Origin of the sequence: Actinoplanes sp. NPDC089786 (genome assembly GCF_040684855.1) — a bacterium.
Lineage (GTDB): Bacteria > Actinomycetota > Actinomycetes > Mycobacteriales > Micromonosporaceae > Actinoplanes.
Genome location: NZ_JBFBGU010000047.1, coordinates 1 through 24,155 on the forward strand (window position 1 = coordinate 1; position 24,155 = coordinate 24,155).

Below are 24,155 nucleotides of genomic sequence, written 5' to 3' on the forward strand. Positions count from 1 at the left end.
GCGTAGCCCTGAGATCAATCTGGAGACTCCCACCGCTCTGCCGGCGGCCGCCGCGCCTGGTGAAGCGCAAGAGACGAGGTGATCGCGGCGCAGCCACTCAGGCGCCGCAGATCATGCAGGACGACGACAGCGATCTAGACCAGGACGCGTCCCTCTCAGCGGCAAATGAGTATGCACGGCGGGTGGACCGGAGTGAGATGAGGCAATGTCACACATGCGAATTCGCCTGACCGATCGGCTTCGCCTGGAACCGCTTGACGTCAGGCACGCCGATGATCTGCTCGCGCTGTATCTGGATCCCGCCGTGGCCGAGTGGTACGGCCGATGGACGCGCGAAGAAGTGGACCGTGAAGTCGCCAGGATTGCACGGTCGTGGTCGGTCGACGGAGTTCACAAATGGATGGCTTACCACCGCGCGACCGGTGACTCTGTTGGGCGCGGAGGTCTGTCACGTACGCAGATTGGTGGCCGGGGAGCGTCTGGAGGTCGGCTGGGTGTTGCACCGTAGGTTCTGGGGACAGGGCTACGCCACCGAGATCGGGCGTGCCGGTCTGGCATTCGCGTTCAACGACCTCGGTGCCGACGAGGTCATCTCCTTCACTGAGACGCACAACCATCGCTCCCGGGCTGTCATGGAGCGGCTCGGATTCCGGCACAGCAAGGACATTCCCGTTAACGGTGAGCCCTTCGCGCTGTACCTGCTCAACCGTCCGCCAACAGCCGATCAAGCCTCATGAATGAACGCGCACTGACATCGGCATGAGCGCGCACCAACCGAGGCCGACCGACGGTCACGCGACGTGACCGCTCCCAGAGGGCGGCGCGCACGGTCGGCGGCAGTTGAGTAAATCGGGAGCGATGCCGTCCGACGTGGGTGGTTGTCCCCGACGCCCTGCCGGGCGGGCCGTGAGCGTCAGGCGGGCGCTGGTGCCGGGTGGGTCGGTCGGAAAAACGCGCGTGCAGGGGCCGGTACCCACAGCAGCCACAGTGCGGCGATCTCGAACGCGAGAGAGAAGCCCTGCACCGCGATGACCCAGGCTGCGTAGCCGGGAAGCACGGCGAGCACCATCGGCAGGGTCGCGTGCGCGGCGAGTTGGAGCGCCAGTAGCACGGTGAGGATTGTCCGGCTGCGTGGCCGCGCGGAGCGCAGTCGGTTCGCTCGCCACGGAAGCACGACGGCGAGTACCACGTGGGGCACTACCGAGCTGAGCACCTGGGACCGGGTCAACGCGGCGAGCTGCGCGGTCGTCACGCCCGGATGGGCGGCGGCAAGTGCGTCGCGAATGACGCTGACATGCCGGGCGATCAGGACCAGGGCGGCCACGTGGACGGCGGCGACGACATATGTCGCGACGATCGCCCGGTTCACTTCTCGCGGTGGTACCGGCGGTGTCATTGATCCTCCTGAGGAGTGGGTTGTTGCCATCGCGAGACCCGTCGCCGGTGGCGCTTGTGCTGCTCACCGTGCCGCGCCCATGCTGCGGTCAGCTTCTCGATGAGAGCAGCGAGCTGCTCGATGTCTTCGGTGCTCCAGTCAGCGACGACACCGGCGAAGATCTCCTCGCCGACTTTGTCGAGGGCGGCGAGTTCCTTGATCCCGGCGTCGGTCGCTTGCATCACGGCGCTGCGTCTGTCTCGGGGATTGCGGCGCAGTACCACATGTCCGGCCTCCTCCAGCGCCTGTGCGTGTCGCGTGACCGAGGAGGGCGGCAGGTGCAGGCGCCGGCCCGCTTCGGTGGGGGTGATGCCCGGTTCGGCGATAGCGAGGCGCAGCAGGGCCACCCGATTTACATCAAAGGATCGGGCCATGCCGCGTGAGGCGTCGGCCACCAGTGCGGCGACCGCCCGGGTCAGGCGGGACACCCGTTCATTAGATGTTTCCACGAAGCAAATAGTACTCCGGCGGGAGGCACGACGCCACGCCACCAAACGGCGGCCACGGTGCAATGGCATCGATGAACGTGCACGCGTACGAAGGTAGAGTTGCTGACGTGGAACTCGTCGGAGTTCAGAAGACGCTCAGCCCCGTTCTGAAGGCCAAGGCGCTGGACAACCGGCTGCCGGCCCCGATACTCGGTGACGCGTACGCCGAGCAGGTGATGCGCCGTCTCGACCCCGCCTACGACAAGAGCAGATTCGGTACCAGCCAGCTAGGTCTCGCCGCAGTGGTGCGGACCAAGGCCCTCGACGACTGGGCTCGAAGCTTCCTCGCCGATCATCGCGAGGCGGTCGTGCTGAACCTCGGGTGCGGCCTCGACGCCCGGGTGTACCGGATCGATCCGCCTGCCACGGTGAACTGGCATGACCTGGACCATCCCTCCGTCATAGACCTCCGGCAGCAACTCCTCCCGCCGCGTGAGCACTGCACCATGATCAGCTCCGACGTCACCGACTTGATGTGGCTGGAGCGTGTCCCGCGTGACCTGCCGGTGCTGGTCATCGCCGAGGGACTGCTGCCCTACCTGACCGAGGCTGATGCACGGCTCCTGCTGACCAGCATCGTTGACGCCTTCCCCACCGGCCAGTTGGAGTTCGACACGGTTTCCGTCTCGGCGTGGCGGACCTCAAAATGGGATCCATTAGGGCGTAAGTACAACGCCCAGTTCCATTGCGGCTTCGATGACCCAGCCGCGCTCGCCGACTGGCACCCCCGCCTCGAATACGTCGACGAGGCGCCGATGAATGACTCGCCGGTGTTGACAGCCAAGGCACCCACGTCGATACGCTGGATCTATCGCCTGATGAATCTGTTGCCGGCCTTCAAACGGTCCAGCCGCATCGTGCGGTTCCGATTCTGACGCGTCGACGGACACGTCGCCTGGGCGGATCCGGTGCATTCTTCTCGGCAGGTCAGGATGCCGACTGGCAAGGACGGGCGACCACTGACCGTCACGGCGCGTCATCAGGCGGCGCGCACGGTCGGCGGCATGACAGTGCACTTGATCTAGTAACGAAATGGGCGGCCCGACACCGGTCCTGGCAGCGAGCGCGGGCAGCACCTGGGGCGCCGGATCCCAGTCCAGCGCGGCCAGGGCTGGCGGATCGACGAGGCCGGCGGCCGGGGCCAGGTCGTAGCGCAGCAGGTCTTCGGCCGTCGTGTGGTTGGCGGTGGCCAGCCGGGACAGCCACGAGCTGAGCGCCTCGGCCGACCATGGCTGCGGATGCAGCGGCCACCGGGCCGGTGTCATGCCAGCTCGCGTTCGAACAGCCGGCGCCGTTCGGTCGGACCGAGGTAGTCGGCCATCAGCAGGGTGCGCTGGTTGATCGCCTCCTCGCCGGACTCGATCGCAGCGATCGCGGCGTCGGTCAGCAGCCTGGCCAGCTCGCCGATCGTGCCCTCGCTGCGGGTCAGCAGGTACTGCGCCATCGCCGGCGTGGCGATCACCGAAGGGCGGCGAAGCGGGAACGACATCGCGAACGCGGCCAGCAGCGCGCACGTGTCCTGGTCCGGTTCCCACAGCGGCAGCGTGTACGGCTCGAACCGGTTCTCCAGCTGGTCGTCCGAGCGGATCGCCAGGTACGCCTCCCGGGTACCGACCCCGACCAGCGGGATGCGTAACTCGTTGCCGAGAAACCGGATCAGGTTCAGGAACTCCCGCCGCCCGTCGCCACGGCCGGCGAGGACGTTGTGCAGCTAGTCGATTTTACCGACCGCAGGAGCTCGGATACCGGCTCTGAACTGCGACGACTCATAGAATACATGTCCGTGATGTTGGTTCAACACCCCTGTCGGCGTGCAAGTTCGGATCTGCCGAAAACGGGCACCGATGCGTGTTGGATGGCAGCCAGCGTGCAGTTCTCGTTGAGTCAGAACGTTAGCGACGTCCGGTCGGATCGATACGAGATGTTCGGTCGTGGCGATGAGTCTGACCCGGCAGCGACCTCACGCGGATTAATGACGTTGGCCAGTTCCCGGAGATCGGTGACCAGTTCGTCGATCCATTCGCGGGACACCGGGACCGTGTAGACGCCGGTCTCCACGACCCAGCGCAGCGCGTTCATGGTCCAGCACAAGCCGCCGGTTACCAGCTGGTCGGTCACCGTCTGCGGGTCGGTGCCGGCTTCGTGCGCGAAGAGCTCCGGCAAGGCTTCCATTCGTATGCTTTCGATCCGGCCCTGTTTGCGGCCCTCGCGCAGTAGGAGGTAGAGGTCGCCGAGGTGCGGGTGCACGTAGGCGTCCGACCAGTCGATGGTGACGATGCCGCCGCCGGGGGTGTTTAGCAGGTTTTTTGCTTGGAAGTCGCCGTGCACGATGGTCTCGGGTTCGCTGGACAGTTGCTGCAGGCGGCCGGTCATCGCCCGGACCGGGTCGTCCAGCGCGCCGGCGAGGTCTGGACGCAAGGCGGTCATCGCCGCGTCGGCCCGTGCCGCCACAGCCACGAGATCGGCGCTGGACCGGCGCAGACCGGCGGCCAGCGCCGGGTCGGAAGCCAGGCGCAGCGCCGACTCGGCACGCATCCGGGCCAGGACGCGGACGGCCTGCTCGTATCCTTCGGCGGTCGGGCAGTCCTCCAGGTTGTCACCGCCGAGGTCCTCCAGAACGATCACCCCCGGGTCGCCCTCGGCGAGCAGCCGCGGCGCGGAAATCCCGAGCGGGACGACCAACTCGTGGTAGCGCCGCGCCTCCCCGGCCAGCTCGCCGATGCCCCGCTTGGCGATCACCGATTTCCGGGTGGCACCCTCCAGGCGGATCCGCCAGACTTCCGACAGCGCCCAGCCGCGCAGGAGATCACCGCCGACGATCGTGCCGTCGAGGTTGGGAAGCCAGCCAGGCAGCGTTGTCTCGATCACCACGGCATTCTGCCCAAGGAGCCCCGTTATGCGCTTGCTGATTCTCGGCGGCACCAAGTACCTCGGCCGTCACCTCGCCGAGCACGCCCTGCAAGCAAGGCACGACGTCACGTTGTTCAACCGCGGGCGCACGGGCACGGAATTGTTTCCCGGCGTGCCCCACCTGATCGGCGACCGGACCGCGGACGGTGACCCGGGCGGCCTGACCGCGCTCGGCAGCGGCACCTGGGACACGGTTTTCGACTTCAGCGGCTTTCACCCGCGCCAGGTCGCCGCCACCGCCGGGCTGCTGGCGCCGCGCATCGGGCAGTACGTCTTCATGTCCTCGATCGCGGTCTATCCACACTCGGCCGAGGCGGGCCGGACGGAGGATGCCCACCTGCTGCCGCCGGAGTCCGGCGACGGCGAGTACGGCAACCTGAAGGTCGCCTGTGAGCAGGTGGCCGAGGCGGCCATGCCCGGCCGGGCGACGTCCGTCCGCGCGGGATTGATCAGCGGTCCCGGTGATCCGTTCGGCGCGTTCACCAGCTGGGCGATCGCCATGGCCGGTGCCGGGGTCGTCCCGTGCGCGGCTCGGGCCTCGCAGCCGGTGCAGGTGACCGACGTCCGTGACCTGGCCGCATTTCTGCTGCGGATCGGGCCCGGCCCGTTCAACGTGATGCCGCCGCCGATGACCTTCGCCGAGATGCTCGAGGCCTGCCGCCGGGCCGGTGGCGGAACGGCGACTGTCAAATGGACGCAGGACGAGAACGTCGACGGCCTCGGCGGGTTCATCGTGCAACCCCGCGACGGCAGTGAAGACGGTGTGTTCCAACTCTCCGGCGAGCGAGCGCGGCGGGCGGGTTACCGCCCGAGGCCGTTCGCGGAGACGGCCCGGGACACGATTGAGTGGGCGCTGCGAACGAAGGCGACCTTCACCAACCCGCACTGACGCTATGCCTCCTGGTCCGCAGCGGCGAGGGCTCAGCGCCTCCCACCAGGCGTTGCGGGCACACGCACGTTCCCATTTTCGGCGGTCGCGGCTCGGCTGAAGCAGGGGCGGCCTTGGTGATGTTGCGCGAGAAGCCCGGCCGCCGGTAGGCGGCCGGGCTTCCGAGCCGAGTCGTGCCGGTCAGATGAGCTCGGTTGGCACCGGCGGCGTCACTGCCGAACTCTTGCTGAGGGGTCGGCGATCTGGGCTTCGAGGTCGGCGACGCGGCGGTCTTGGAAGCGCAGGTTAGAGCGGGCGGCCTTGAGGCGTTCGTCGAGGGCGCGGTTGTCGGTGGTGAGTTGGCGGACGCGCTGCTTGAGGGTGGTGTTCTCGGTGGTGATCCGCTGGACGGCTTCTTGAGTCCATTCGGCTTCCAGGTCGCGGATCTGGCCGAGGAGTCCGCTGATGTGGGTGCGTTGGGTGAGGATCTCGGTGTGGGCGGCCTTGAGGGCTTCCTCGGCGTTGAGGGCCCGCTCGCGCCAAGTCGCCTCGCGGGTGTCGTCGTGCTCAACGAGCAGCTGATTCCGGCGGTCGCCGGCCGCAGCGATCGCGGCGATGACCATGGCCCTGGCCTCGGCGTTGCCGTAGAGGAAGGTGCGCGAGACGTCGGCTCGGCGACCGACAGCGGCGACGCTGACCTGGGCCTTCTCCCGCTGGAGCCGGGTGATGGATTGGCGGACGCGCTCGAGAGCGGCCTCGGTCTTGCGGTGTCGGGCGGCGTGCGCCGCCGCGGTGCGCGGCGGGGCGATGCTGTGGGTTTTCATGCGTTTTCCTGTTCGGGGTCGCCGCTGTCGGCTGTTGCCATGTCGCTGTTCTCTGTCTGCTGGTCGTCGGCCGCGTCGGCGAGGTCGTTGACGCGGAACGCGGTGGACCACACACGATGGAAGTAGTCCTGGGGTTTGCGCAGGTCCAGGGCGAGGGCGTCGTCAAGCAGGCCGAGGCCGGCGAGGGCCTTCTCCAGGCCGTCGATGGCGCGGGCGGTGGGTTCGAAGTAGCGGTGCAGGTAATCCGCGGTGGCGTCGTCGGGGGCGCCTTCGGCCAGCAGCCGCCACTGCTCGCGTTTGCGGCGCCAATAGAGCAGGTCGGTGCCGGAGAGCACGAACTTGTCGCAGTTGTGGCAGTCCAGATTCCAGGGGCAGGCACCGCCGTCGACGACCGGCTGGAAGGTGCAGAACCCGCCCTCGGCGGGCGTGCTGCGGCGGGACAGGTCGATCGCGAGAGCCTGGGCTTGCTGGCGGGTGAGCGGGACGGCGTCGCCGGCCAGCAGTTCGCCGGGCTGGGCGGTGCCGGGGCCGGAGACCCAGACGTGCTGGAGCACGTTCTCCAGATCGGAGCTGGTCAGGTGGACGTAGTGCTCGGCCATCCGCTCGCTGACCTGTCCGAGGTAGCGGCGGATGTGAGTCAGGGTGGCGCCGTGGCGCAACAGGTTCGTGGCCAGGGTATGGCGGGCTTGATGGGGGACGTAGTGGCCGAGGTCCATCGCGTCCACCCAGGGCCGGAACCGGGTGTAGAACCACTGGTGCGTCAGCGACACCGTGCCGTCTTGGCTGCGGTAGATCGTAGGAAACAAGGCCAGCCCGGCGCGTTGAGCACCGGTCGGCCGGTAACCGTAGCGGGCGGTGAAGCGGTCCAGGGTCTTGCGCTGCCGCTCGGCCAGGATGTCGTAGAGGCGTACGGGGATGCGGATCGCGGCGTCGTAGTTGCCGACCTTGGTTTGGTCGTGCCAGAACATCGGCAGGCCGCCGTAACGGCCGATGCAGTCCCAACGAACCTTGAGAACCTCGCCGATGCGGCGGCCGGTGATGACGGTCGTTTCCCAGATGTCGCGTACGCCGTTGTCGTTGATGTCGTAGGTGGCGGCCAGTGCGGCCAGGTTCGCCTCGTCGGCCAGTGCCCGGGCGACTTCGTCGGGGAACGGTCGCCGCGCGGTGCGGCCGGTGGTGGCACCGGCCGTCGGGAACACGATGATGAACTCCCGTTGCAGGCCCAGCCGCTCGGCGGCGCCGGAGTCCAGTGCCTCGCGCATCAGCTTGCGGACGGCGTTGAACACCACCGATCGGGTGACGGTAGTGACGGTGCTCGCGGTCCCGTCCGGTCGTTTGACGGCCAGCGAGGGCAGCCCTTCACGTTCGCGGTGGCGCTGGTCGGCGATGAAGCGCTGGGCGTGTTCTTCCCGCAGAAGCGCCGGATCGTGGCCGCCGCTTGGAGCCTCGATTTCCAGGAAGGTGCCCAACTCGATGGCGCCTCGGCGCAGGTCGTCGACCGGGCCGGCGGTTCGCGGGCAGCGCGGTGAGCGCAATAGGTCCGCCAGGTGATCCCAGGTCAGATCTCGCAGCCAGCGTTGCGGGATGCCGGTCAGGTCGATGTGGCTCATCCGGTGCGCGAACAGCACCCCGAAGTGCTCGGTCTCCAGGAAACCGGCGTCTTTGGCCTGTTCAGGGGTGAAGTAGACCAACCGCAGCTCGTGCAGGATCTCCTTGGCGATCGCCCCGGTGAGCGCGGCGGACCCGCCGGCTCCGAACTCGAAGTCGACGAGCGAGTTCACCTCCAGCGTGCGGCAGGTGGTTACCAACGACCGGATCCAGCCCAGATCCCAGCGGGTGGGCCGCGCCCGGCGGGTGTGGACGAAGAGTCCCCACTGGATCTCGGCCCGCACCAGCGGTCGCAACCCGCGCAGGTTGATCTGCCCCGGCCACGGTTGCGCCGCAACGCTCGCGCACCAGCGCCGGAATGCCACCTGGTCGCCGTACTCGATCGGCACCGTCTCGCCGAACTTCTCGTATCGCTGCCACCAACTGGACGGCATTGTGGCGCCGCCCGGTCTGCCGTCGCGCTGGTAGCGGGTGCTGTGCCACGAGCACAATCCCAGCGGGGAATCGGCGAGATTCGGGCAGACGACCGCGCCGCAGGGTCCGTAGCCGGGACACGCTTGTTCGCTGCTCACCCACGCGTCGAAGGAGTCGCTGTCGTCCGTCTCGTTTTTGAGCACGGACCATCGGCTCGAGTGCCGCTGACACAGACGCAGGTCGTTGTGTGCCGCAGGCCGTTCGGGGCAGATCCGGCAGATGATCTCTTCTGCCCCGACGCGTCGGTCCAGCCCTTGGGCGCCGGCGACGAAGGCTGCCTTGCCCACGCCGTGCTCGCTGTCATGGGCCCATTGCCGCTGATGCTCGGAACACAGGTCCGATCCGCCCGTGCGGCTGCGTTCGCACGGGTCGACGACGCAGTCCCATCGGTAGATCGCGTGGCCGCGCGGGATCGTAACGATGTCGGGCCGGAAGGTCGGGTCGAAGGACGGCCCACTGATCAGCGCGGTCAGGATCTCCAGCCGGTCGCGGCCGACCCGGTCCGGACGCTCGGCGAACAGCGGCCGCAGGTACTCCTGCCGCCGCATCACACCTCACCCCAGACCGCGCGCAGCGCGGCGTCGAAGGTTGGGTCGTGGACGTCGACATGCCCGTAGACCTCATCGACCATCGCGGCCGATGCCCAGCCGCCCGCGTCCCGGGCGATCAGCAGGTTTCCGTCCGCGGCGTCGAGAACCGCGGAGGTGAACGTGTGGCTTCTGTCCGCAGTCGCTGTGTGCAGTCAAGTCGGTGTTGCGATTCTCGAGCTCCGCTTCCCGGCGGCATGTCCGCCACTGGGATTGCAGCGTGTGTAGCGTTTCGGTGCCTGTTGGGTGATCGATGTCACGGCTCCCCTTGTGGGCTTGGAGGTGAGGCCATGGGTTTCGGTGAGCAGGCGAGTGATCTTGGTCGCGAGCGTGAGCTTTCGTGGCGAGGCGCGGCGTACTGGGCTGTCAGGGCCTATGAGGCGGTGAGGTTTTTGAAGAATCGGGCTTTGCGGGCGCATGCGTCCTCGTATCCGAGCTGTTGATAGAACTCGTGGGTCTTGGTCCGGTGACGGCTGCTGTTGAGCTCCAGCGCGAGGCAGCCGGCCGAGCGAGCCCGGTCTTCGACGGCTGTCACCAACGTGCGGCCCACACCTCGGCCGCGATACCGCTCGTCGACGACAAGTGCGAGCAGCCGGGCCAGTTTTCCCGTCTTCTCCAGCAACGGGAGGACGTGCAGCGCCGCGACGCCGATCAGGTCGCCATCGTCTTCGGCGCCGACCAGCCAGCTCGAGGGGTCGTCCAGCCAGTAGTCGAGTCGTTCGTCCAGCTCTGTCTCGGTGGTCGGATAGCCGAGTTGGCTCAGCAGGCCAGTAAGTGCCGAGATGTCCTGTCGCCGAATCGGCCGGAGGTGAAGATCCATAACGGGCATTGTTTCCGTCGGCTACCACCGCGCCAACCGGTTCCTGGTCGCGGCGAGCTAGAAGTTCTAGTGGCATGGCCCGGCTGTGGAGGTGCGGGCGGGGAATCGCCGGACGTTGCTCGCGCCGGTAGGTGCGGCGCGTAGGCGGGTGATTTCATCGTGCTGGGCAGCGAGTCGGGATAGGGCTCCGGCTTTGAAGTCGGTGAGCAAGGTGATGGTCCGATCGCGTTCCGCCAGGCGTCGTTTGAGGGCGTCGTTCTCGTTCTTGAGCCGGGTGATCTGCGCGAGGCGGGGGTCGGAGATCTCACCGGCCGCGCGCTGGGCTTGGAGCCGAGTTTCGAACTCTTGGCGCAGTTGGGCGTAGGGCCGGTTGCCGTAGAAGGCGGTGCGGTCGACGCCGCCTTCGCGGGCCAGGGTCTTGATGTCGCAGTTGCCGCCGGGTGGGATTTCGCCGCGCAGGAGCCGGTCCATCGCTGCTCGGACGCGGTTTTGGTTCTCGGCTCGTTGTTCCGCGCTGATCCTCATGGGGCGTCCTGGTCAGGTCGAGGGGTGGTCGCGGCGTCGATCTCGGCGACGACGCGCAGGGCTCGGTCGTAGTCGGTGCGCAGACGGACGTGTTCGGCGGTGCGGGTCTTGCCGAGCTGGCCGATGAAGGTCTTGGTCCGCTCGGCGTGCTCAGCCCAGACCGGCCGGTGGGTGGGGTGGTGAGTGGCTTGCGGGCAGCGGGCCGAGTCACACATTCCGACCAGTGGGCGGCCGGCGGTCGGGGTGCCGGCGATTTTGAGGCAGAGCGCGCGGGACGGGTCGGTGAACCAGCAGTAGTTCGCGGGGCCCAGGTGCAGGACCTTGGCGCGTTTGGTCAACAGGTTGAGGATGTCGCGATCGTTGCGCTGGACCATCGGCGCGGTCTCGGACGCCGCGCTGATCTCGGTGTCGATACTGGCGAAGAACGCTGTGAGGCTGCGGGCGCCCGGGCCGGCGGGCAGGATGCCCTGCTGGTAGTTGCGGAATTCGGCCAGGACCAGCTCAAGGTTGCGGTCGGCCTCGTGCTTGTTGACCTCGGACAGCAGTTCGGCTTGCGCGCCGCCGGGGCGTGAGGCGTAGCCCTCCGTGGTGGCGACGGCGACATGCTTGAGGTGGATCTTGGAGGCGAGGACGCCGCCGGGTCGGTAAGCCAGTTCCAGAGCGAGGGTTCTGCGCAGCATTCTGAGGTTTACCGGGCCGTCCGGGATCGCGGTGAGGCCGAGTCGTCGCCCGGCCGGGGAGTTGACCCAGTTCTTGAACCAGGTGTAGCGGACGGCGAACTCGAAACGGCCGAACAACAAGGCTTCCTCGTGCGGGCTGCGGTGCAGTTGTTCGGCGAGCCCAACCGCGTCATAGACGGGTTCGACAACGATCCATTCATCGTCCGTGCCGCCCAACGGCTGTCCTTTGACGACCTTGCTGGCGATCCGGAAGCGGCGCAGATCAGCGATGGGTTCCTCGACCGGGCGGCGGCAGCCAATGCGTAGCTCCATGAGCTCGCTGGCCCGCATGCCCGAGACCGCCGCCAGGACGATGATCGCGGCGGTCCGGACGACCCCGGTCAGGGCCTCGGCTTGCGACCGGTGCAGCGGCAGCGTCCAGGCCAGCATGCCAGTGCCGTCGAAGGTGGGGATCCGCGCCGCCTGGCGGCCGAAGGTCTTCTCGACACCGACGAGGGCGACCGCGTCGCGCAGCGGGCCGCGCAACGACGGAAGCCACCGCGCCCAGAGCTGGGTGTAACCGGCCTGCCGGGCCAGGACGCCGGTGGATACCGGCAGCAGCGGGTCGTCCGGCGACCACCCTGTGGCGATCCGCTGGTCGATCTCGTGGTCCTCGATCATGGGTAGGGGCCTGCCCGCAGCCGTGTAGTCCGCGAGGACCTCGGCGATGTCGTCGATGGCGGTTGGCGCGCTGTGGCGCAGGCCAGCCACGCGGGCGGCGAAGGTTCGGTCTGCGTGCCGCAGTTCGTTGTGCAGCGTGATCGCGTGCGGGCCGAGGACAGTGACCAGGTGCAGTGCGGCGGCGAGCATAGGTTGCAGGACCTCGTCGGCGACCGGATGGGTCTTGTTCTCGGTTCTTCCTGACGGCATCTCGGCCACTGCCGAGGCTGACGCGCCGTTCCATGGCCGCAGGTCGGCCCGGACGCGGTCCGCGGTGAACAGGTCGCGGTAGTCGACCAGGTCGACGACGACCTGCGCGGCGACGCGTCTGGTCCCGGGGCTGTGCTCGCCGACGACGGTGCCGGACTCGTCGATGATGTAGCGCCGAAACGCCAGGTAGGACTCGCAAACGTGGGTGTCGACCTCGGTCAGGCCGGTGATGCCGCGCTGCCTGAGCCAGCCGAAGAACCGCACGATCTCGTCCAGCCGGCGAGCGCAACTGCGCAGGTGCAGGGGTGTGCGGTAGGCCCGTGGCAGTAGCGCGACTGCCGGATGCCGAGGGGCGAGCATGGCCAGCATCAGTTCCTTGGTGACCAGCCGCCACCGCAAGTCGATGATCGAGGCGAAGTCGAAGCGCCGGTCTGCCAATGGCATGTCGACCGGGAGGCCGACCACGTGGGTGAAGTCCCATAGATCGTGGTCGAAGATCGGGCGGTAGACGCCGGTCGGTAGCTGGAATCCTGCCTGTCGGCAGATGTCCAGGCCATGGAACGGCGATGGCCCCTGTCGTTCGAGCAAGCCGGCGGCAACGGTCATGCTGTCCGCTCCTCGGGCCGCAGCGGGATCTCGTCGTCGCTGTCCAGGATCGTCGCGGCCGCGGCGGCGACCTCAGCCACCTCGAAGCGGTCCAGGATCTGCTCGATGCGCGCGGCGTAGGGGCCGAACACGGCCATGAACTGGGCGGCGGGCATCTGCTGCCACTGCCGGGAGAAGAAGGCCTTCAATCTGAGCAGATTCGGCAGGTGGCGTGGCGCGAACACGGCCAGCGGGCAGAGCAGGCAGACCCACGGCCGGGCCGGACACGGCTTTCCCTTCGGGCCGTGCAGCCCGGACAGCTGATCACCACAGGCCGCGGTGAACACGTCCCTGGCCCCGCTGACCAGCTCCGCGATCGCGTCGGTGTCCAGATCCATGGCGGCCAGCAGCTGCGGGTAACCGGTGGCTAATGTCGCCGCGTCTTCCTCGGTGATCACCGTGGGCGGGTGGGCGCGGCGCAGCATGTCGTGCTGGGCGTCCTCGACGATGCTGTCCACCGCGTGCTGTTGGGCCGGAGTCGTGGCCGTCAGGTAGTGATCGCCCTCGACAGCCGGGGTGTGGTTCGGGTCGATCGTGGCCCGCCCGCTGCCGGTCCAGCTGCTCTTGTCCCGCATCGCATAGTGAGTGGTCCGGATTCGGGATCGATGCAGCTTCATCGGCTGGCCGTCATGACCGACGAGCATGCCGTGACGTCTCACCCAGGCGTGGATAACGTTTCGGCTGATCGATTGGACTCGCGCCCTTCCCGGCTGGCTGAGCCCCAACCACAGCTTGCCGCGTTCGTCCGGGGGCACGAACCCGCGCATGAGCGCGGAGTGCGCCAGCCACTGCTCCAGCAGGCGCACTGCCGGGCGCGGCAGGGTCAGGCTCTCGGCCGTCGTGCGGCGCTTGACGTAGGACAGCAGGATCGTCGAGTCCCCGGCCCAATCGATGTCGTCGACACCAAGGTCCGCGACGCCGTCGGGGACGATGCCGGAGTAGATCCCGAACAACAGCCGGTAGGCGATCAGCACGTCCAGATGCGGGAACGCGGCTCGGACCGCGTCGTGGAAACCGCCGCGGCGGTGCACGACCGTCGACGATATCCCCAGATGGGCGCCGAACTCGTGGATGCTGACCGGTCCGATACGGGCCAGCAGCCAGCGCAGGTTCGCCGGTTCCCAGCCGCCGGTGCCCGGATGGGCGGCCTGGGCGGCATCGACGAGTACTTGGCGGTGAGCTGCGTAGGAGTCGTCAACCTGGGCGCGGCAGACCTCCGTCAGACGTGCCCACTCGGCTTCCGGATAAGGCGGCAGCGGCCGCCGATAGCGCTGGACGTTAAAGTGCCGGCCCGCGGCCAGCTCGAGCACGCCGTCGCGTAAGACACCGCCGCCCTCGGCGAAGCCCTCCAACAGGCTGCGGGTCACCGCTTCCCGCGTGACGGAGCAGCCCATCCAGAACTCGGCCAGCTGCCCTCGGCGTAGATCACCGGCGCCGCCGGCGAAACCCGCATCAGCGAGGCCCTGCACCATGCCCCGAAGCGCCCGGACATAGATCGCGAGAGTGCCCGGCGAATCCGCGGTTCCGTGCGGATGGATCAAATTCACCAGCCCGGTGGCCAGGTCCCGTGCGAGCCGCAGGTTGGGCAAGTCGTCCAGGTGGTGCTGCGAGCGGCGGCCGTCGCTGAACACACAGCTGATGCCGAAGGGTTCCTCCACGAGCGTCGTCGGCATCAGGCCTCCCCGCCGTGAGCGTCCCGGGAGAACTCGGCGGTGGCTTCCCGCTCGGCGTCCGCGTCGTCGGTCAGGCCGGCCGCGGCTCCGGCGCCCTCGTATGCCTGCCGGTAGATGCGCGTGGTGTCCAGCCGGCGAAGGTACTTCTCTGTTGTGAGCACCGTGCAGTGACCGAGTAAGTCGCGCAGGATCAGCAGCGGATCGGCCTTGGACAGGTAGAACGCCAGCGCGGCGTCCGCGTCAGTGTCCACGACCAGCCGGGCCGCCTGCCGGTAGTGTCCGGTCACCAGGTATTCCAGCGTCCTCATCGAGAACGTGTGGCGCAGCCGATGGGGATTCACCTGCGGAAACCGCGGCTCGAACCGGGCCCGGATCCGGTCGGAAGTTCGCTCGAACAGCGTGCCCCACGCGGTGAACGGGCCGCCGCCATTCTTCACCGCCAGCAGACACGACCCGCCGTCCGGGGCGATCAGCCGCCGTCGCTCCGCCGGTGTCAGCGAATCCCAGGACCGGCGGACCCCGTTGATCCGGCCGCCGCGGACATCAGGGTCGGTGACCGCCAGCGGCTCACCCCACCGGCTCGGCGGACGCCACGAGCAACCGGCGGCCGTGGCCGCTCGATCCAACTGCAGGTAGTCGTGCAGTCCGGCCAACGCCGCATAAGAGATCCACGTGGTGCGCAGCTTGCGGCCCTTCGTGATCCCCGCCGGCACCACGAACGGAATCGGCACCGTGGTCGGCGACGGCGGCAACGCCGGGATCTCCCACGGCAGCAGGAACGTGAACTCCTGCAGCCGCAGCCCGGTGGACAACGCGAGATCACCAATCGCGGCGTTGCGGGCCATCTCCCGGCCGGCGAACCCGGAGTCCGCCGACCCGTCCGGAGCCAGCCCGCGCAGGCCGTTGCGGAACAACTCGACGAAGTCGGCCTCGAGATACTTGATCGTCACGTGCGGCTTCGGGGTGCGGCGGATCGCCAGGTTCACCCGCACCCTCCCGCCCGGTCCCGGCGAACAACGCCCGCGCCGTGCGGTAGGTGAACGGCTCCGCCGACGCGTACCCCTCGGCCATCGCCCACCGGTAGAACAACGACAGGATGCTCATGTGCTGGCCCCACGTCGTCGCCGCGAACCGGGCCTTCACCGGCCCCGCCGCCCGATGCTCGGCGTACCGGCTCAACCCCGCCTTCAGCCGCTCCCGCGACTCGAACAGCCCCACACCGTGCACGGCCAGGAACTCCGCCCAGTCCTTCACCACTCGCGCGTACGTCTCCCAGGAACTCGCCGCCGGGGCACCACTGGCCGGCAACCCCCGCAACCATTTGTTCAACGCCACCGTCGGACGCGAGGCACCAGGGCCGTCCTCGAACCGCAGATCGTCGTCGACGAGCACCGGCATGCCCTCCGGGATCAACGGCCGATGCTCCACATCCCACGACTGCCAACCCCGAGCAGAAAAGAAAGTCAAGATCACGGGCGTCGACAGTAGAAACACCACACGCCTCAACGCAACCGCCAAACCCCAGGTCACTCGCCCTACGGCAGGCAATCGCAACACGGGAACTAAGCGGGGAGAAAATGCCGCAGGTCGTGCAGTGTCCAGTTCGCGCCGAGCGCGGCGTTGGCCTTGTTGAAGACCATCCGGGTCGCGTCGTAGGCCAGCGGACGGAACGGCCGCCGCAGTGTCCACCACAATGGCTCCTCTGGCCCTTGCGGGACCATGTCCCGCAGCTCCTGCTGGTAGAGCCGCAGCCACACGAACGCGTCCGTCGAGGCCGGCAACCGTTGCAGTGCCCGGTTCCCCTTACGGACTACGCCGATTACCTGATCCTCCGGGGCGACCAGGCCTTGGCAGACGCCGAGCAGTTCCGAGGCGCGGGCACCGGTGGAGATGTAGAACGCGATCAGCGCCCGGTCCCGGTTGCAGTCCAGCGCCGCGAACAGGTCGTTGAACGCCTGATCCGGGATGCTCCGCGGAGCCGGCTTGGGCTCCTTCGGCTGATACGCCGCACGCCGAGACGGCGATCGGAACGGCTGCATCGGATTGTGATGGGCATTGAGCCGCTCCTCGCCGTCGCCCTTGATCGTGGGGAAGGGGTTGACCAGCGGCCGGCCGTGCATTTCCCGGTGGTACTCGTAGAAGGACCGGATCACCGCCCGGGCGTGCCGCCTGGTCCGGGCCGCGTAGTTGCTCGCTGGCGTCGCTTTGCCGGTGACCGGGTTCACCGACCCTGGTGCCGGCGCGTCAGGGCGACGCTGCCGCGACGGCTTCTTGGCGATTTTGAGCCACAACGCGAAATCACGGGCCTCCACGCGTCCAGCCAGATGCCATGGAACCTCCACCGCGTGCAAGAACCGGTGCCAGCACAGCAGTTCGTAGGCGTAGGACCGCAGCGACGCCGGACTGGCGTCGTCAGCAAGCATGTGGTGCAGAAACTCGGTGACCGCAGTCACCTCCACGCCCTGGCCGTCAAGAAGCCGGAACGGCATCAGCCGATCACCGGTCTCCTCGACCTTGCCGACCCTGGCCACGTCGAGCCTAGCCACGTCCCGAACCTTCGCGCCGTGCTCTGCCATCCATGCCTCCGCAAGTCACCGTGGTCGATGACCCGAGATCACAGCAGATCTAGGCCACGACAGGCAGTGACAAGTGCGACGAGACCAGGACGGCGACCGGCCGAAAGGTCACGCTGCGTTGACATCTGCACTTCGCCAAAGACGCTTTACTGTTTCGGTCAACGGGACGTGTTCGTGAACGCAGGGCGTGCCGTAGGGACGGCCGCAGGATCCGAGCTCGACCCGGCGTTTGTCGAAGTGTTCCTGGAAGCCGGCCCATTCGTCGGTGGTCGGTTCGCGGTACTCGCCGTCCGGGCGTCCGGCCCGACGCCGGTCGAGGAACTGCTGGTAGTGGGTGATGACGTTCTCGTCGAAGACCGCGACGTAGCCGCGCGTGGTCTGGATGTTGAGGTGGCCCAGCAGGGCAGCGCCGATGTGGATCGGCAGCCCGTTGTTGACCAGCTCGGTGGCGAACAGCCGGCGGAAGTCGTGCGGGGCGAACTTGATGCCGGCGTAGTCCGGGTTCGTCTCGGCCAGCTGCAGCGTGGCCCGGTGGATCATGCGCCAGATCGTGGAGCTGGACATGCCGCGGCGGGCGCCGCTGTGGATGGTCTGGAACAGGAACGGCATCGGCTCGCTCCAGATCTTTTCGTGCAGGTCGTAGCGGGTGCAGACCGGGACAGTGCCGCTCTCGGCGCGGTGCCTGCGGATGATCTGGGCGATCACGTGGAACAGCTCGGCCGACATGGGGATGACGCGTTCCCGGTCACTCTTCGACGGCGTGACCACGAGCAGGGCGACCACCTCGCTGCTGGGCCGCTGGTAGTTGCGGACGCTCAGGTGAGTCAGCTCGGACAGCTCTTCGGCGCGCAGACCGGCCAGGCGCAGGGTCTCGACGACGGCCCACTGCCAGAACGCTTGGTTCTCCGCGTGGGAGAGCCGGATCAGTTCCCCGGTGTCGCAGTTGATGACCCGGACCGGCCGGTGCGCTTGCAGGTCGTTGTCCCGGTCGGTCTGGGTGGAGGCGCGCTGCCAGGTGACGCCGTCGAGGGTGAAACGGGCGCCGAGCTCGACGGCCCGGGTGGCGTCGAGCAGGGTCCGCATCCGGTGCCAGTGGTCGCTGACGTGCTGCGACAGGCCCGGCAGCAGAGGCTGGCGTTCGCGGATGCGGTCGGCCATGCGTTCCTGCAGCCGCCGGCGGCGGACGTGGAACCAGCGCAGATCCTCGTCGCGGATCGGGCAGGGCGCCACCCATCGCGCCCAGCGCTCCGGTTCGGCGTGGGCCCAGCTCTGCAGATCCAGATAGAAGGAGCGGGCGGCGAGCAGCGGTCCTTCGAGCTGCTGGCGGGGCTTGCCGTGCCGGGTGGTCGCGATCGCCGCCTTCCACTTTCCGAAGGTCTCCTCGGACAGGTGCAGGTCGGCCTGGTCGGGGTTGACCTGCTCAACCGTCTTCCAGAACACCCGGACCAGGTTCGCCGTCAGGTGCCGCAGGGTCGAGTAGTCGACGGTGCTCGCGCGGCGGTGCAGGTATTCCACGAGCAGGTCGCGGACCTCGCGGTTGCGCAGCTGGTAGTCGTCGACGACGTCCTCGATAGGGCGCTGGCCTTGGGTCACGGCGGCCCGCAGGGTCCGCGGTGCCGAGGCCGGGAAGTGCCCCATCTCGTAGAGGGCCGCCCAGGCCAGACCGCCGGCGAAGGTGCCGTGGCCCCGATCGTTCTCGCCGAGCACGAGACCCTGGGCGCGGCTCTCGACTCCGAAGTGCAACAGCGCCTCGGGAGTCAGGTCGGCCAGGTCGATGCCGAACACGGTCAGCGCGCAGCAGACGTCGAACCGCATCCTGAACTGCGAGTTCCTGCTGACCGCCATCGTGTCGACCTTGGCGAAGTAGGCGTCCAGCAGCGGGTCAGCCGCGACCCGACGGAACCATGCCGGGTAGTTGGCGAACTTGTTCGCCCGGAACCCGCGCAGGCTGGGCTGGATCAGCCTCAGCGCGAAGGTGTGCCCGACGGCGGCGTTGACCTGCCTGCGGGTGGCCAGCGAGGTGGCGAGCCGGTCGGCCGCGGTCTGACCGGCCTCGTCGAGGCCGGACGCTTCCCAGCGCTGCTGCCAGCTCGAGCCGTCGAACGTCGCGAGGTGGCGCAGCAGCTTGCGCATGCCGACGCCGACTTGGTTCGGCTTGCTCGGGTAGTCGAGCCGCTCGATCGTCACCGCCGCGACCTCGTCAATGGACGCAGTGCTCAAATCCCCAGCCGGCCGGGGCGGGTTCGCCGGCGGCAACGGGACGGCCGGCTGGATGGCCGTCGGCTTGAACTGGCCGGGGCTGACGATGCCGGCCGGGTTGCGCCGCACCCGGCTGGTCGTCGGGCTCTTGACCCGGACGTCGTAGCCGACCTCACTACCGGGCACCGAACACCGCCTCGAGGTCGGACGCGTCGTAGGTCTGCGTCCACGCAGTCGGCTGCTGCGGCCGGCTGTAGTGCTCGGCGAGCTTGTCGACCAGGTCGTCCAGCCCAACCACCGTGTAGAGGGCGGTGGTGGTGACATGCGCATGCCGAAGAATCGTCTGCACCTCCGCCAGCGTCATCGCGGGATCACGGGCCAGCCTGGTCGCGGCCGTGTGCCGCATGTCGTGCAAGGTCCAGTTCATATCCAGGCCCTCCGTCGCCCGCTGGATGATCCGCCGGGCCGCCCAGTAGGTCAGCGGCCGGGCCTTGCCGCGGCGGGTGCGCCAGACTGGGCCGCTCCCGGGCAGGCCGGCCTCGTCGAAGTAGGCGGCCAGGTAGGCCAGCGCCTCCGGGGACACCGGGACGGGCTGGCGGGCTCGGGTGCCCTTGGACACCACCCAGAGCTGGCCCTTCTGCCAGTCGATGTCGGGCAACCGGACGCCGAGCAACTCGCTGGCCCGGGCACCGGACGCCACGTAGCAGGAGAACAGCGCCCGGTCGCGGACGCAGCCGAGCCGGGCGAACAGCTCATCCCACTGCTGGTCAGGGATGGCCCGGGGCTGCCGGACCGGCACCTTCGGGCGGAGTCTGGCCCGCCGGTGTGGCCGGCGGTTCTCCAGCGGCGAGCGGTGCGCCAAAGCTTGGCGCCGGCCCGGGTTCTCCGGGATCGGATTCACTACCGGGCTGCGGCCGTAGTGCAGGTGGAAGGCGTAGAAGCCGTGGACCACCGACAGGTTGTGGGAGATCGTCGCCGGCGCGTAGCCGGGGCCCAGCACCGGCTTGCCGGTGGTCGGGTTCACCGATCCGGCCGGGTAGCCGGCCGCCCGGCGCCGCTGCGGGTTGCGGGCCGCACGCAGCCAGCCGACCAGCGCGGCGGTCTCCGCCTCGGTGGCCTGCTCCCATCCCACGTCGACGGCCCACAGCACCCGGAACCAGCGCAGCAGGTCGTACGCGTAGCTGCGGCAGGTCAGCGGGCTGACGTCGCCGAGCATCCGGTCGCGCAGATATCGGCTGACCGGCTCGATCTCCCGCTCGGCCGAGTCCAGCACCAGCCACGGCGAGACCTCGGATCCGCCCGGCACGACGGCACCCGCCTGGGGCAGCCGACCTCTTCCCTCCATCAAGTCCCGATGAACAGGCAGGACTCCATGATCCAGCGACATGCAGAGATCGTCTTGATCGGACCGCGATCCGTCGAGTTGATCAACGGTTTAGTGCAGTCAACAGAGCAGGCCTCGCTGTACGGATTGTCATTCGACACCCTCGGCCGTGAATGCGATCGGACGACGGTCAGGTCCTCGAGAAGGTCCGCCACCGGCTTCGACGTCATCGAGGTGCCCCGGTCCGCGTGCACGACGTGCGGAACACCGTGAACATCGAACACGTCGCGCATCATGTTCTCGGCCAGGGGCCCGGATTCGCGGGCATGCACGCGGACGCCGACGATGTAGCGGGAGTAGATGTCGATCATCACGTAGGCGTCGAAGTAACGACCTTGTGCACAGTAGAGCGATCGGCGTGGCGGGTTGACCGGGACATAGACGGCCGCGCAGATGTCTTGATTGTGTCGATCAAAACCATCCGCGCGGCCTTCGCCCATTGTGCCTTCACCGGCCTCAGCCGCAACCACCTGGGCCTGCTCCTGACGGAACTGCAACCCGCATGGGCCGCGGCCCGAGAGGACCGGCTGCACGCCCGCCGCACCCGCGAGCGCGTCCGCACGGCAGGAGCCGGCCGCCGACCACACTTGACCTTCGCCGATCGGGTCGTGATCACCCTGGTCCACCTACGCCTGGCCATCCCACACGCCGCTCTCGCGGTCGCGTACCAGGTCGACCGGTCCACCGTTACCCGTGCCGTCACCCAGGTCCGCCCGCTGCTCGCCCGCCGTGGTTGCGCCACCGGTGCCGTGGTGCGGCTACACACGTTGGCCGACGTGTTCGCTTACGCCGCCGCGGAAGGTGTCACTCTGCGCATCGACGCCACCGAGATCCGGGTACGGCGCCCTCGGCAAGGACGCCCGGGCCGCAAGGCGTTCGTGTCCGGCAAGCTGAAACAGAACACCATCAAGACCACCGTCGCCGCTGACCACCACGGGGCGACCCTGTGGTGCGGTGCGACCCGTCCCGGGCGCATGCACGACGTCACCGCCGCCCGGGTCGAAGGCGTCGACGCGCTGCTCGGCGCCTACCCCGACGTGAAAGTCCTGGTCGATGCCGGCTACCAAGGACTGGCCCGAGACCACCGCGACCAGGTTTCCGCGCCGCCGTTGAAGCTACGACCCGATGCCCCGCCCGAGCGACAGACCGCGTGGGAACACGACCGTAAACACCAGTCCTCACAACGGATCGCGGTCGAACACACCATCGCAGAGCTGAAATGGTGGCGCGTCCTGCAACGCTTCACCGGCCGCCGCGAGTTGCTCCCCGAGACCATCAATGCCATCGCCGGCCTCGTCTCCGACAAATCCGCCGGCCTCACCTGGTAAACGCCCAGGTCACACACCATCAACTATTGCGCACAAGGTCGTAAGACCCTTTCACCGGGCCGGCGAGTTTCGTGATGTCCCAGGAGTAGACCTGCCCCGGCCCATCAGCAACCAGTTCCGGCCGTTTGCGGGTCGGATGCCGGGCCAGCCGCCGTCGTTCCTGGATTTGCCGGTCCTCGCGCAGGATCCGATACATCGTCGCGATCGAACCCACATACACGCCCTGATCCAACAAGGCCGCATAAATCTGGGCAGGGCGGCGTCGACGAAACTGCGGACTATCCAGCACGGCCAGGACCTGCTCGCGTTCGGCTGTCGTGAGGGTGTTCGCCGGCGGGCGCCGGGACGGCCGGGACGGGCTCGGCCGACGCCGGCCGCGATCGGCGGTGGCCCGGGCGATCCCGGTCACCCGAGCCGCGTCACGGGTCGCGGTCCCCGCTCCGGTCAGCTGCCGGTAGGCGTCCATCAGCGTTTGCCGAGCCCGAACACGTCCGGACCGTCCGGCTCGCTCTTGGAGATCTCCTCCAAGAGCTCGTGCGCTTTTCCCATGATCTGCAACGCCGTTTCCGTGCGCGCCAGCTGGGACTGTGCCCGCTGCAACTCGCGGCGCAACCGGGCAATCTCCGCCTGTTCCGCCGTGGGCCGCCCAACCGTCTGGCCGGCCGGTTTCCCTTGCAACAACCCGGCATCGCGGTTACGGCGCCACTCCGACATCAACGACGAATACAAGCCCTCACGACGCAGGAACGCCCCGCCCTCACCAGCAGCGACGGCCTGCTCATATCGGTCCAGCAGCTCAAGTTTCTGACCCGGCGTGAACGACCGGCGGGCACGCGGCCCGCCCGAACGAGGGCCCTTCTTGCGACTCATGACCCCATCCTGGGCCGCCACGACCTCAACAGCAGTATTCAACGCTTCTCGTTCCTGAACTCGCCCCGTCAGACGGACTTGCTACGAGCCGCTGGCCTCAACTCACCCTGACAGACAGGGCTCAGGCACTGCTGGGGAGTGGCGGCGCGGCGAGCCTGCCAGCTGACCGCCTGCCTCGATAATGGTTGTCATGGAACTACCCCTGATAGACGGAACTCGCTATCGGCGCGCTTTGGCACAGGCAGCAACGCTGCGCGATGATCGACTAAATAGTTCAGACAAGCGAGTTTGGTGGTCCGTGGTTCATGACATGCTGACGGCACACCGAGCACGTACGGGCGAAGACACGTGTGAGTCGTGCGATAAGATGTGGCCTTGCGAGACGGTCCGCGGTGCTGTCGCGGATATCGACTCAGGTCCTCTCGGGTATTGATATCCCTGGCGTGCCCTGAGCGACCTCGGAGGGGGCTGCTGGGGTGGCCGGGTCCTTCTCTGAGTCGCACTGATCCGCGATCCGATCGTTCGCCGACGAGGCGCAGTACGCCAAAGTGCCGCCGCCAGCGCAAGCGGTGCTGGCGTGCCACCAGGGCGAGCCCGGCGACCACCGAATGCGCACACGGCACCTGACCCGCTACGCCGGTAAGGTCCTTTCCATGGTGGACTGGGTCAGACTTGAGCTGGACGTCAAGAAGTTCGACGACGCGGACTTCGCGCCCTACCTGCAAAAGGCTCAAGCGGCAGGTAACCGGTTACGACGATGGCCGACCTGGGCGAAGGACCAGAACACCGACAGGCGCTCTACGAACTGAACAAGATCTCTGCACATGGGGGTTCCCGGCACAGTGCGGACCCGTATGCCGACGGGTGCAGCGTCTGTCGCTGGAGCCTCGTGGTTTCGTTCGCCCTCGGCCAGGTAAATATCTGCGCGCGATGTCCCGCGTCGTGATCACGACGCGGTCGCACGAGCGAAGGTGAGGACAGCGATGGCTGGCAAGTTCGAGGTGTATCCCGACAGGGCAGGCAAGTTCCGCTTCCGTCTCAAAGCCTCGAACGGGCAGGTGGTCGCGACCAGCGAGGCATACGAGAGCAAGACCGCAGCCAAGGACGGCTGCGAAGCGGTACAGCGTGCTGCCAACGGCGCGGACGTCGTAGAGACCGACGGCTAACCCGCAGGCCTGCCTGCCTACGTAAGGCCGGCTCGCGAGTGAACGACCGACAGCGCCACCCGAGATGTACTCCTTGTCAAGCCCCGGGTTTGATGGAGAGTTAATTAGTTGGTTTCAGGGGTGCGGTGACCGGCTGGGTCATCGCGTGGATGGCCTCGTATTCGGCAGGTGGGACGTGTCCGAGTT

The 24,155-nt window shown here is 67.9% G+C and carries 22 protein-coding genes and 5 pseudogenes; 8 read left to right on the forward strand and 19 right to left on the reverse strand.

Annotation, left to right across the window (positions count from 1 at the left end; translation table 11 throughout):
- The first annotated feature begins 214 nt into the window (after nt 1–214).
- Together AB0O15_RS46740 and AB0O15_RS46745 are read left to right on the forward strand one after the other, a co-directional pair.
- Nucleotides 215–508 carry a GNAT family N-acetyltransferase gene (locus AB0O15_RS46740; protein WP_364334285.1) on the forward strand — a complete coding sequence of 98 codons (294 nt, stop codon included), beginning with the start codon at nt 215–217 and terminating at the stop codon, nt 506–508.
- On the forward strand, nt 423–737 hold the full coding sequence (locus tag AB0O15_RS46745) for a GNAT family N-acetyltransferase (protein WP_364334288.1): 315 nt from the start codon (nt 423–425) through the stop codon (nt 735–737). Before AB0O15_RS46740 ends, AB0O15_RS46745 begins: the two co-directional genes overlap by 86 nt.
- A 176-nt stretch (nt 738–913) precedes the next feature.
- Here the strand turns inward: AB0O15_RS46745 and AB0O15_RS46750 are convergent, their stop codons facing one another.
- Together AB0O15_RS46750 and AB0O15_RS46755 are read right to left on the reverse strand one after the other, a co-directional pair.
- A complete protein-coding gene (locus tag AB0O15_RS46750) occupies nt 914–1,369 on the reverse strand; it encodes a hypothetical protein (RefSeq protein ID WP_364334291.1) in 456 nt (151 codons plus the stop codon).
- Between the two features lie 23 nt (nt 1,370–1,392).
- The gene (locus AB0O15_RS46755) at nt 1,393–1,884 is read right to left on the reverse strand and encodes a MarR family transcriptional regulator (RefSeq protein ID WP_364334294.1); all 492 of its coding nucleotides are present in this window, start codon (nt 1,882–1,884) and stop codon (nt 1,393–1,395) included.
- Between the two features lie 107 nt (nt 1,885–1,991).
- On the opposite strand from AB0O15_RS46755, the gene AB0O15_RS46760 reads away from it, so the two are divergent.
- Complete coding sequence (locus tag AB0O15_RS46760; RefSeq protein ID WP_364334297.1) at nt 1,992–2,798, forward strand: class I SAM-dependent methyltransferase; 807 nt, start codon at nt 1,992–1,994, stop codon at nt 2,796–2,798.
- Nucleotides 2,799–2,924: 126 nt separating this feature from the next.
- On the opposite strand, the pseudogene AB0O15_RS46765 reads toward AB0O15_RS46760, so the two are convergent.
- The 3 genes and pseudogenes from AB0O15_RS46765 to AB0O15_RS46775 all read right to left on the reverse strand — a co-directional run.
- Nucleotides 2,925–3,188: pseudogene (locus AB0O15_RS46765) on the reverse strand (TniQ family protein); the annotation flags it as partial.
- Nucleotides 3,185–3,643 (reverse strand): annotated as a pseudogene (locus AB0O15_RS46770) (TniB family NTP-binding protein); the annotation flags it as partial. The pseudogenes AB0O15_RS46765 and AB0O15_RS46770, both read right to left, overlap by 4 nt.
- Before the next feature lie 164 nt (nt 3,644–3,807).
- Nucleotides 3,808–4,791: a phosphotransferase gene (locus AB0O15_RS46775; RefSeq protein WP_364334300.1), complete on the reverse strand. Its 984-nt coding sequence runs from the start codon at nt 4,789–4,791 to the stop codon at nt 3,808–3,810.
- Nucleotides 4,792–4,819: 28 nt separating this feature from the next.
- Here AB0O15_RS46775 and AB0O15_RS46780 point away from each other — a divergent pair, with 28 nt between their 5' ends.
- A complete protein-coding gene (locus AB0O15_RS46780; RefSeq protein ID WP_364334303.1) occupies nt 4,820–5,722 on the forward strand; it encodes an epimerase in 903 nt (300 codons plus the stop codon).
- Nucleotides 5,723–5,931: 209 nt separating this feature from the next.
- Here the strand turns inward: AB0O15_RS46780 and AB0O15_RS46785 are convergent, their stop codons facing one another.
- The 12 genes and pseudogenes from AB0O15_RS46785 to AB0O15_RS46840 all read right to left on the reverse strand — a co-directional run.
- A complete protein-coding gene (locus AB0O15_RS46785) occupies nt 5,932–6,525 on the reverse strand; it encodes a DUF6262 family protein (protein WP_364334306.1) in 594 nt (197 codons plus the stop codon).
- Nucleotides 6,522–9,155: a site-specific integrase gene (locus tag AB0O15_RS46790; RefSeq protein ID WP_364334309.1), complete on the reverse strand. Its 2,634-nt coding sequence runs from the start codon at nt 9,153–9,155 to the stop codon at nt 6,522–6,524. The genes AB0O15_RS46785 and AB0O15_RS46790 overlap by 4 nt, the downstream gene beginning before the upstream one ends.
- 412 nt (nt 9,156–9,567) lie before the next feature.
- Complete coding sequence (locus tag AB0O15_RS46795) at nt 9,568–10,014, reverse strand: GNAT family N-acetyltransferase (protein WP_364334312.1); 447 nt, start codon at nt 10,012–10,014, stop codon at nt 9,568–9,570.
- 66 nt (nt 10,015–10,080) lie between these two features.
- Nucleotides 10,081–10,539 (reverse strand): hypothetical protein, encoded by a 459-nt coding sequence (locus AB0O15_RS46800; RefSeq protein ID WP_364334315.1) that lies wholly within the window; start codon nt 10,537–10,539, stop codon nt 10,081–10,083.
- Complete coding sequence (locus AB0O15_RS46805; protein ID WP_364334318.1) at nt 10,536–12,734, reverse strand: hypothetical protein; 2,199 nt, start codon at nt 12,732–12,734, stop codon at nt 10,536–10,538. The genes AB0O15_RS46800 and AB0O15_RS46805 overlap by 4 nt, the downstream gene beginning before the upstream one ends.
- Nucleotides 12,731–14,446: a hypothetical protein gene (locus AB0O15_RS46810; RefSeq protein ID WP_364334321.1), complete on the reverse strand. Its 1,716-nt coding sequence runs from the start codon at nt 14,444–14,446 to the stop codon at nt 12,731–12,733. The genes AB0O15_RS46805 and AB0O15_RS46810 overlap by 4 nt, the downstream gene beginning before the upstream one ends.
- The gene (locus AB0O15_RS46815; protein ID WP_364334347.1) at nt 14,446–15,432 is read right to left on the reverse strand and encodes a hypothetical protein; all 987 of its coding nucleotides are present in this window, start codon (nt 15,430–15,432) and stop codon (nt 14,446–14,448) included. The genes AB0O15_RS46810 and AB0O15_RS46815 overlap by 1 nt, the downstream gene beginning before the upstream one ends.
- 85 nt (nt 15,433–15,517) lie before the next feature.
- Nucleotides 15,518–15,844: pseudogene (locus AB0O15_RS46820) on the reverse strand (hypothetical protein); the annotation flags it as partial.
- Between the two features lie 164 nt (nt 15,845–16,008).
- Nucleotides 16,009–17,022, reverse strand: a complete 1,014-nt coding sequence (locus AB0O15_RS46825) for a hypothetical protein (RefSeq protein WP_364334324.1) — start codon at nt 17,020–17,022, stop codon at nt 16,009–16,011.
- 108 nt (nt 17,023–17,130) lie between these two features.
- On the reverse strand, nt 17,131–19,407 hold the full coding sequence (locus AB0O15_RS46830; RefSeq protein ID WP_364334327.1) for a site-specific integrase: 2,277 nt from the start codon (nt 19,405–19,407) through the stop codon (nt 17,131–17,133).
- Nucleotides 19,397–20,527, reverse strand: coding sequence for a tyrosine-type recombinase/integrase (locus tag AB0O15_RS46835; RefSeq protein WP_364334330.1), 1,131 nt, complete (start codon nt 20,525–20,527; stop codon nt 19,397–19,399). The genes AB0O15_RS46830 and AB0O15_RS46835 overlap by 11 nt, the downstream gene beginning before the upstream one ends.
- A 149-nt stretch (nt 20,528–20,676) precedes the next feature.
- Nucleotides 20,677–20,943: pseudogene (locus tag AB0O15_RS46840) on the reverse strand (DDE-type integrase/transposase/recombinase); the annotation flags it as partial.
- On the opposite strand from AB0O15_RS46840, the pseudogene AB0O15_RS46845 reads away from it, so the two are divergent.
- Together AB0O15_RS46845 and AB0O15_RS46850 are read left to right on the forward strand one after the other, a co-directional pair.
- Nucleotides 20,872–21,282 (forward strand): annotated as a pseudogene (locus AB0O15_RS46845) (hypothetical protein); the annotation flags it as partial. The pseudogenes AB0O15_RS46840 and AB0O15_RS46845 overlap by 72 nt on opposite strands.
- A gap of 99 nt (nt 21,283–21,381) precedes the next feature.
- The gene (locus AB0O15_RS46850) at nt 21,382–21,933 is read left to right on the forward strand and encodes a transposase family protein (RefSeq protein ID WP_364334344.1); all 552 of its coding nucleotides are present in this window, start codon (nt 21,382–21,384) and stop codon (nt 21,931–21,933) included.
- Between the two features lie 19 nt (nt 21,934–21,952).
- Here AB0O15_RS46850 and AB0O15_RS46855 read toward each other — a convergent pair whose 3' ends face one another.
- Both AB0O15_RS46855 and AB0O15_RS46860 read right to left on the reverse strand, forming a co-directional pair.
- Nucleotides 21,953–22,399 (reverse strand): hypothetical protein, encoded by a 447-nt coding sequence (locus AB0O15_RS46855; protein WP_364334333.1) that lies wholly within the window; start codon nt 22,397–22,399, stop codon nt 21,953–21,955.
- Nucleotides 22,399–22,803 carry a hypothetical protein gene (locus tag AB0O15_RS46860; protein WP_364334335.1) on the reverse strand — a complete coding sequence of 135 codons (405 nt, stop codon included), beginning with the start codon at nt 22,801–22,803 and terminating at the stop codon, nt 22,399–22,401. Before AB0O15_RS46860 ends, AB0O15_RS46855 begins: the two co-directional genes overlap by 1 nt.
- Nucleotides 22,804–23,456: 653 nt before the next feature.
- Between AB0O15_RS46860 and AB0O15_RS46865 the strand changes: the two genes are divergently transcribed.
- Together AB0O15_RS46865 and AB0O15_RS46870 are read left to right on the forward strand one after the other, a co-directional pair.
- Nucleotides 23,457–23,612, forward strand: a complete 156-nt coding sequence (locus tag AB0O15_RS46865) for a hypothetical protein (protein ID WP_364334338.1) — start codon at nt 23,457–23,459, stop codon at nt 23,610–23,612.
- A gap of 174 nt (nt 23,613–23,786) precedes the next feature.
- Nucleotides 23,787–23,969: a DUF1508 domain-containing protein gene (locus AB0O15_RS46870; protein ID WP_364334341.1), complete on the forward strand. Its 183-nt coding sequence runs from the start codon at nt 23,787–23,789 to the stop codon at nt 23,967–23,969.
- Nucleotides 23,970–24,155: the final 186 nt, after the last annotated feature.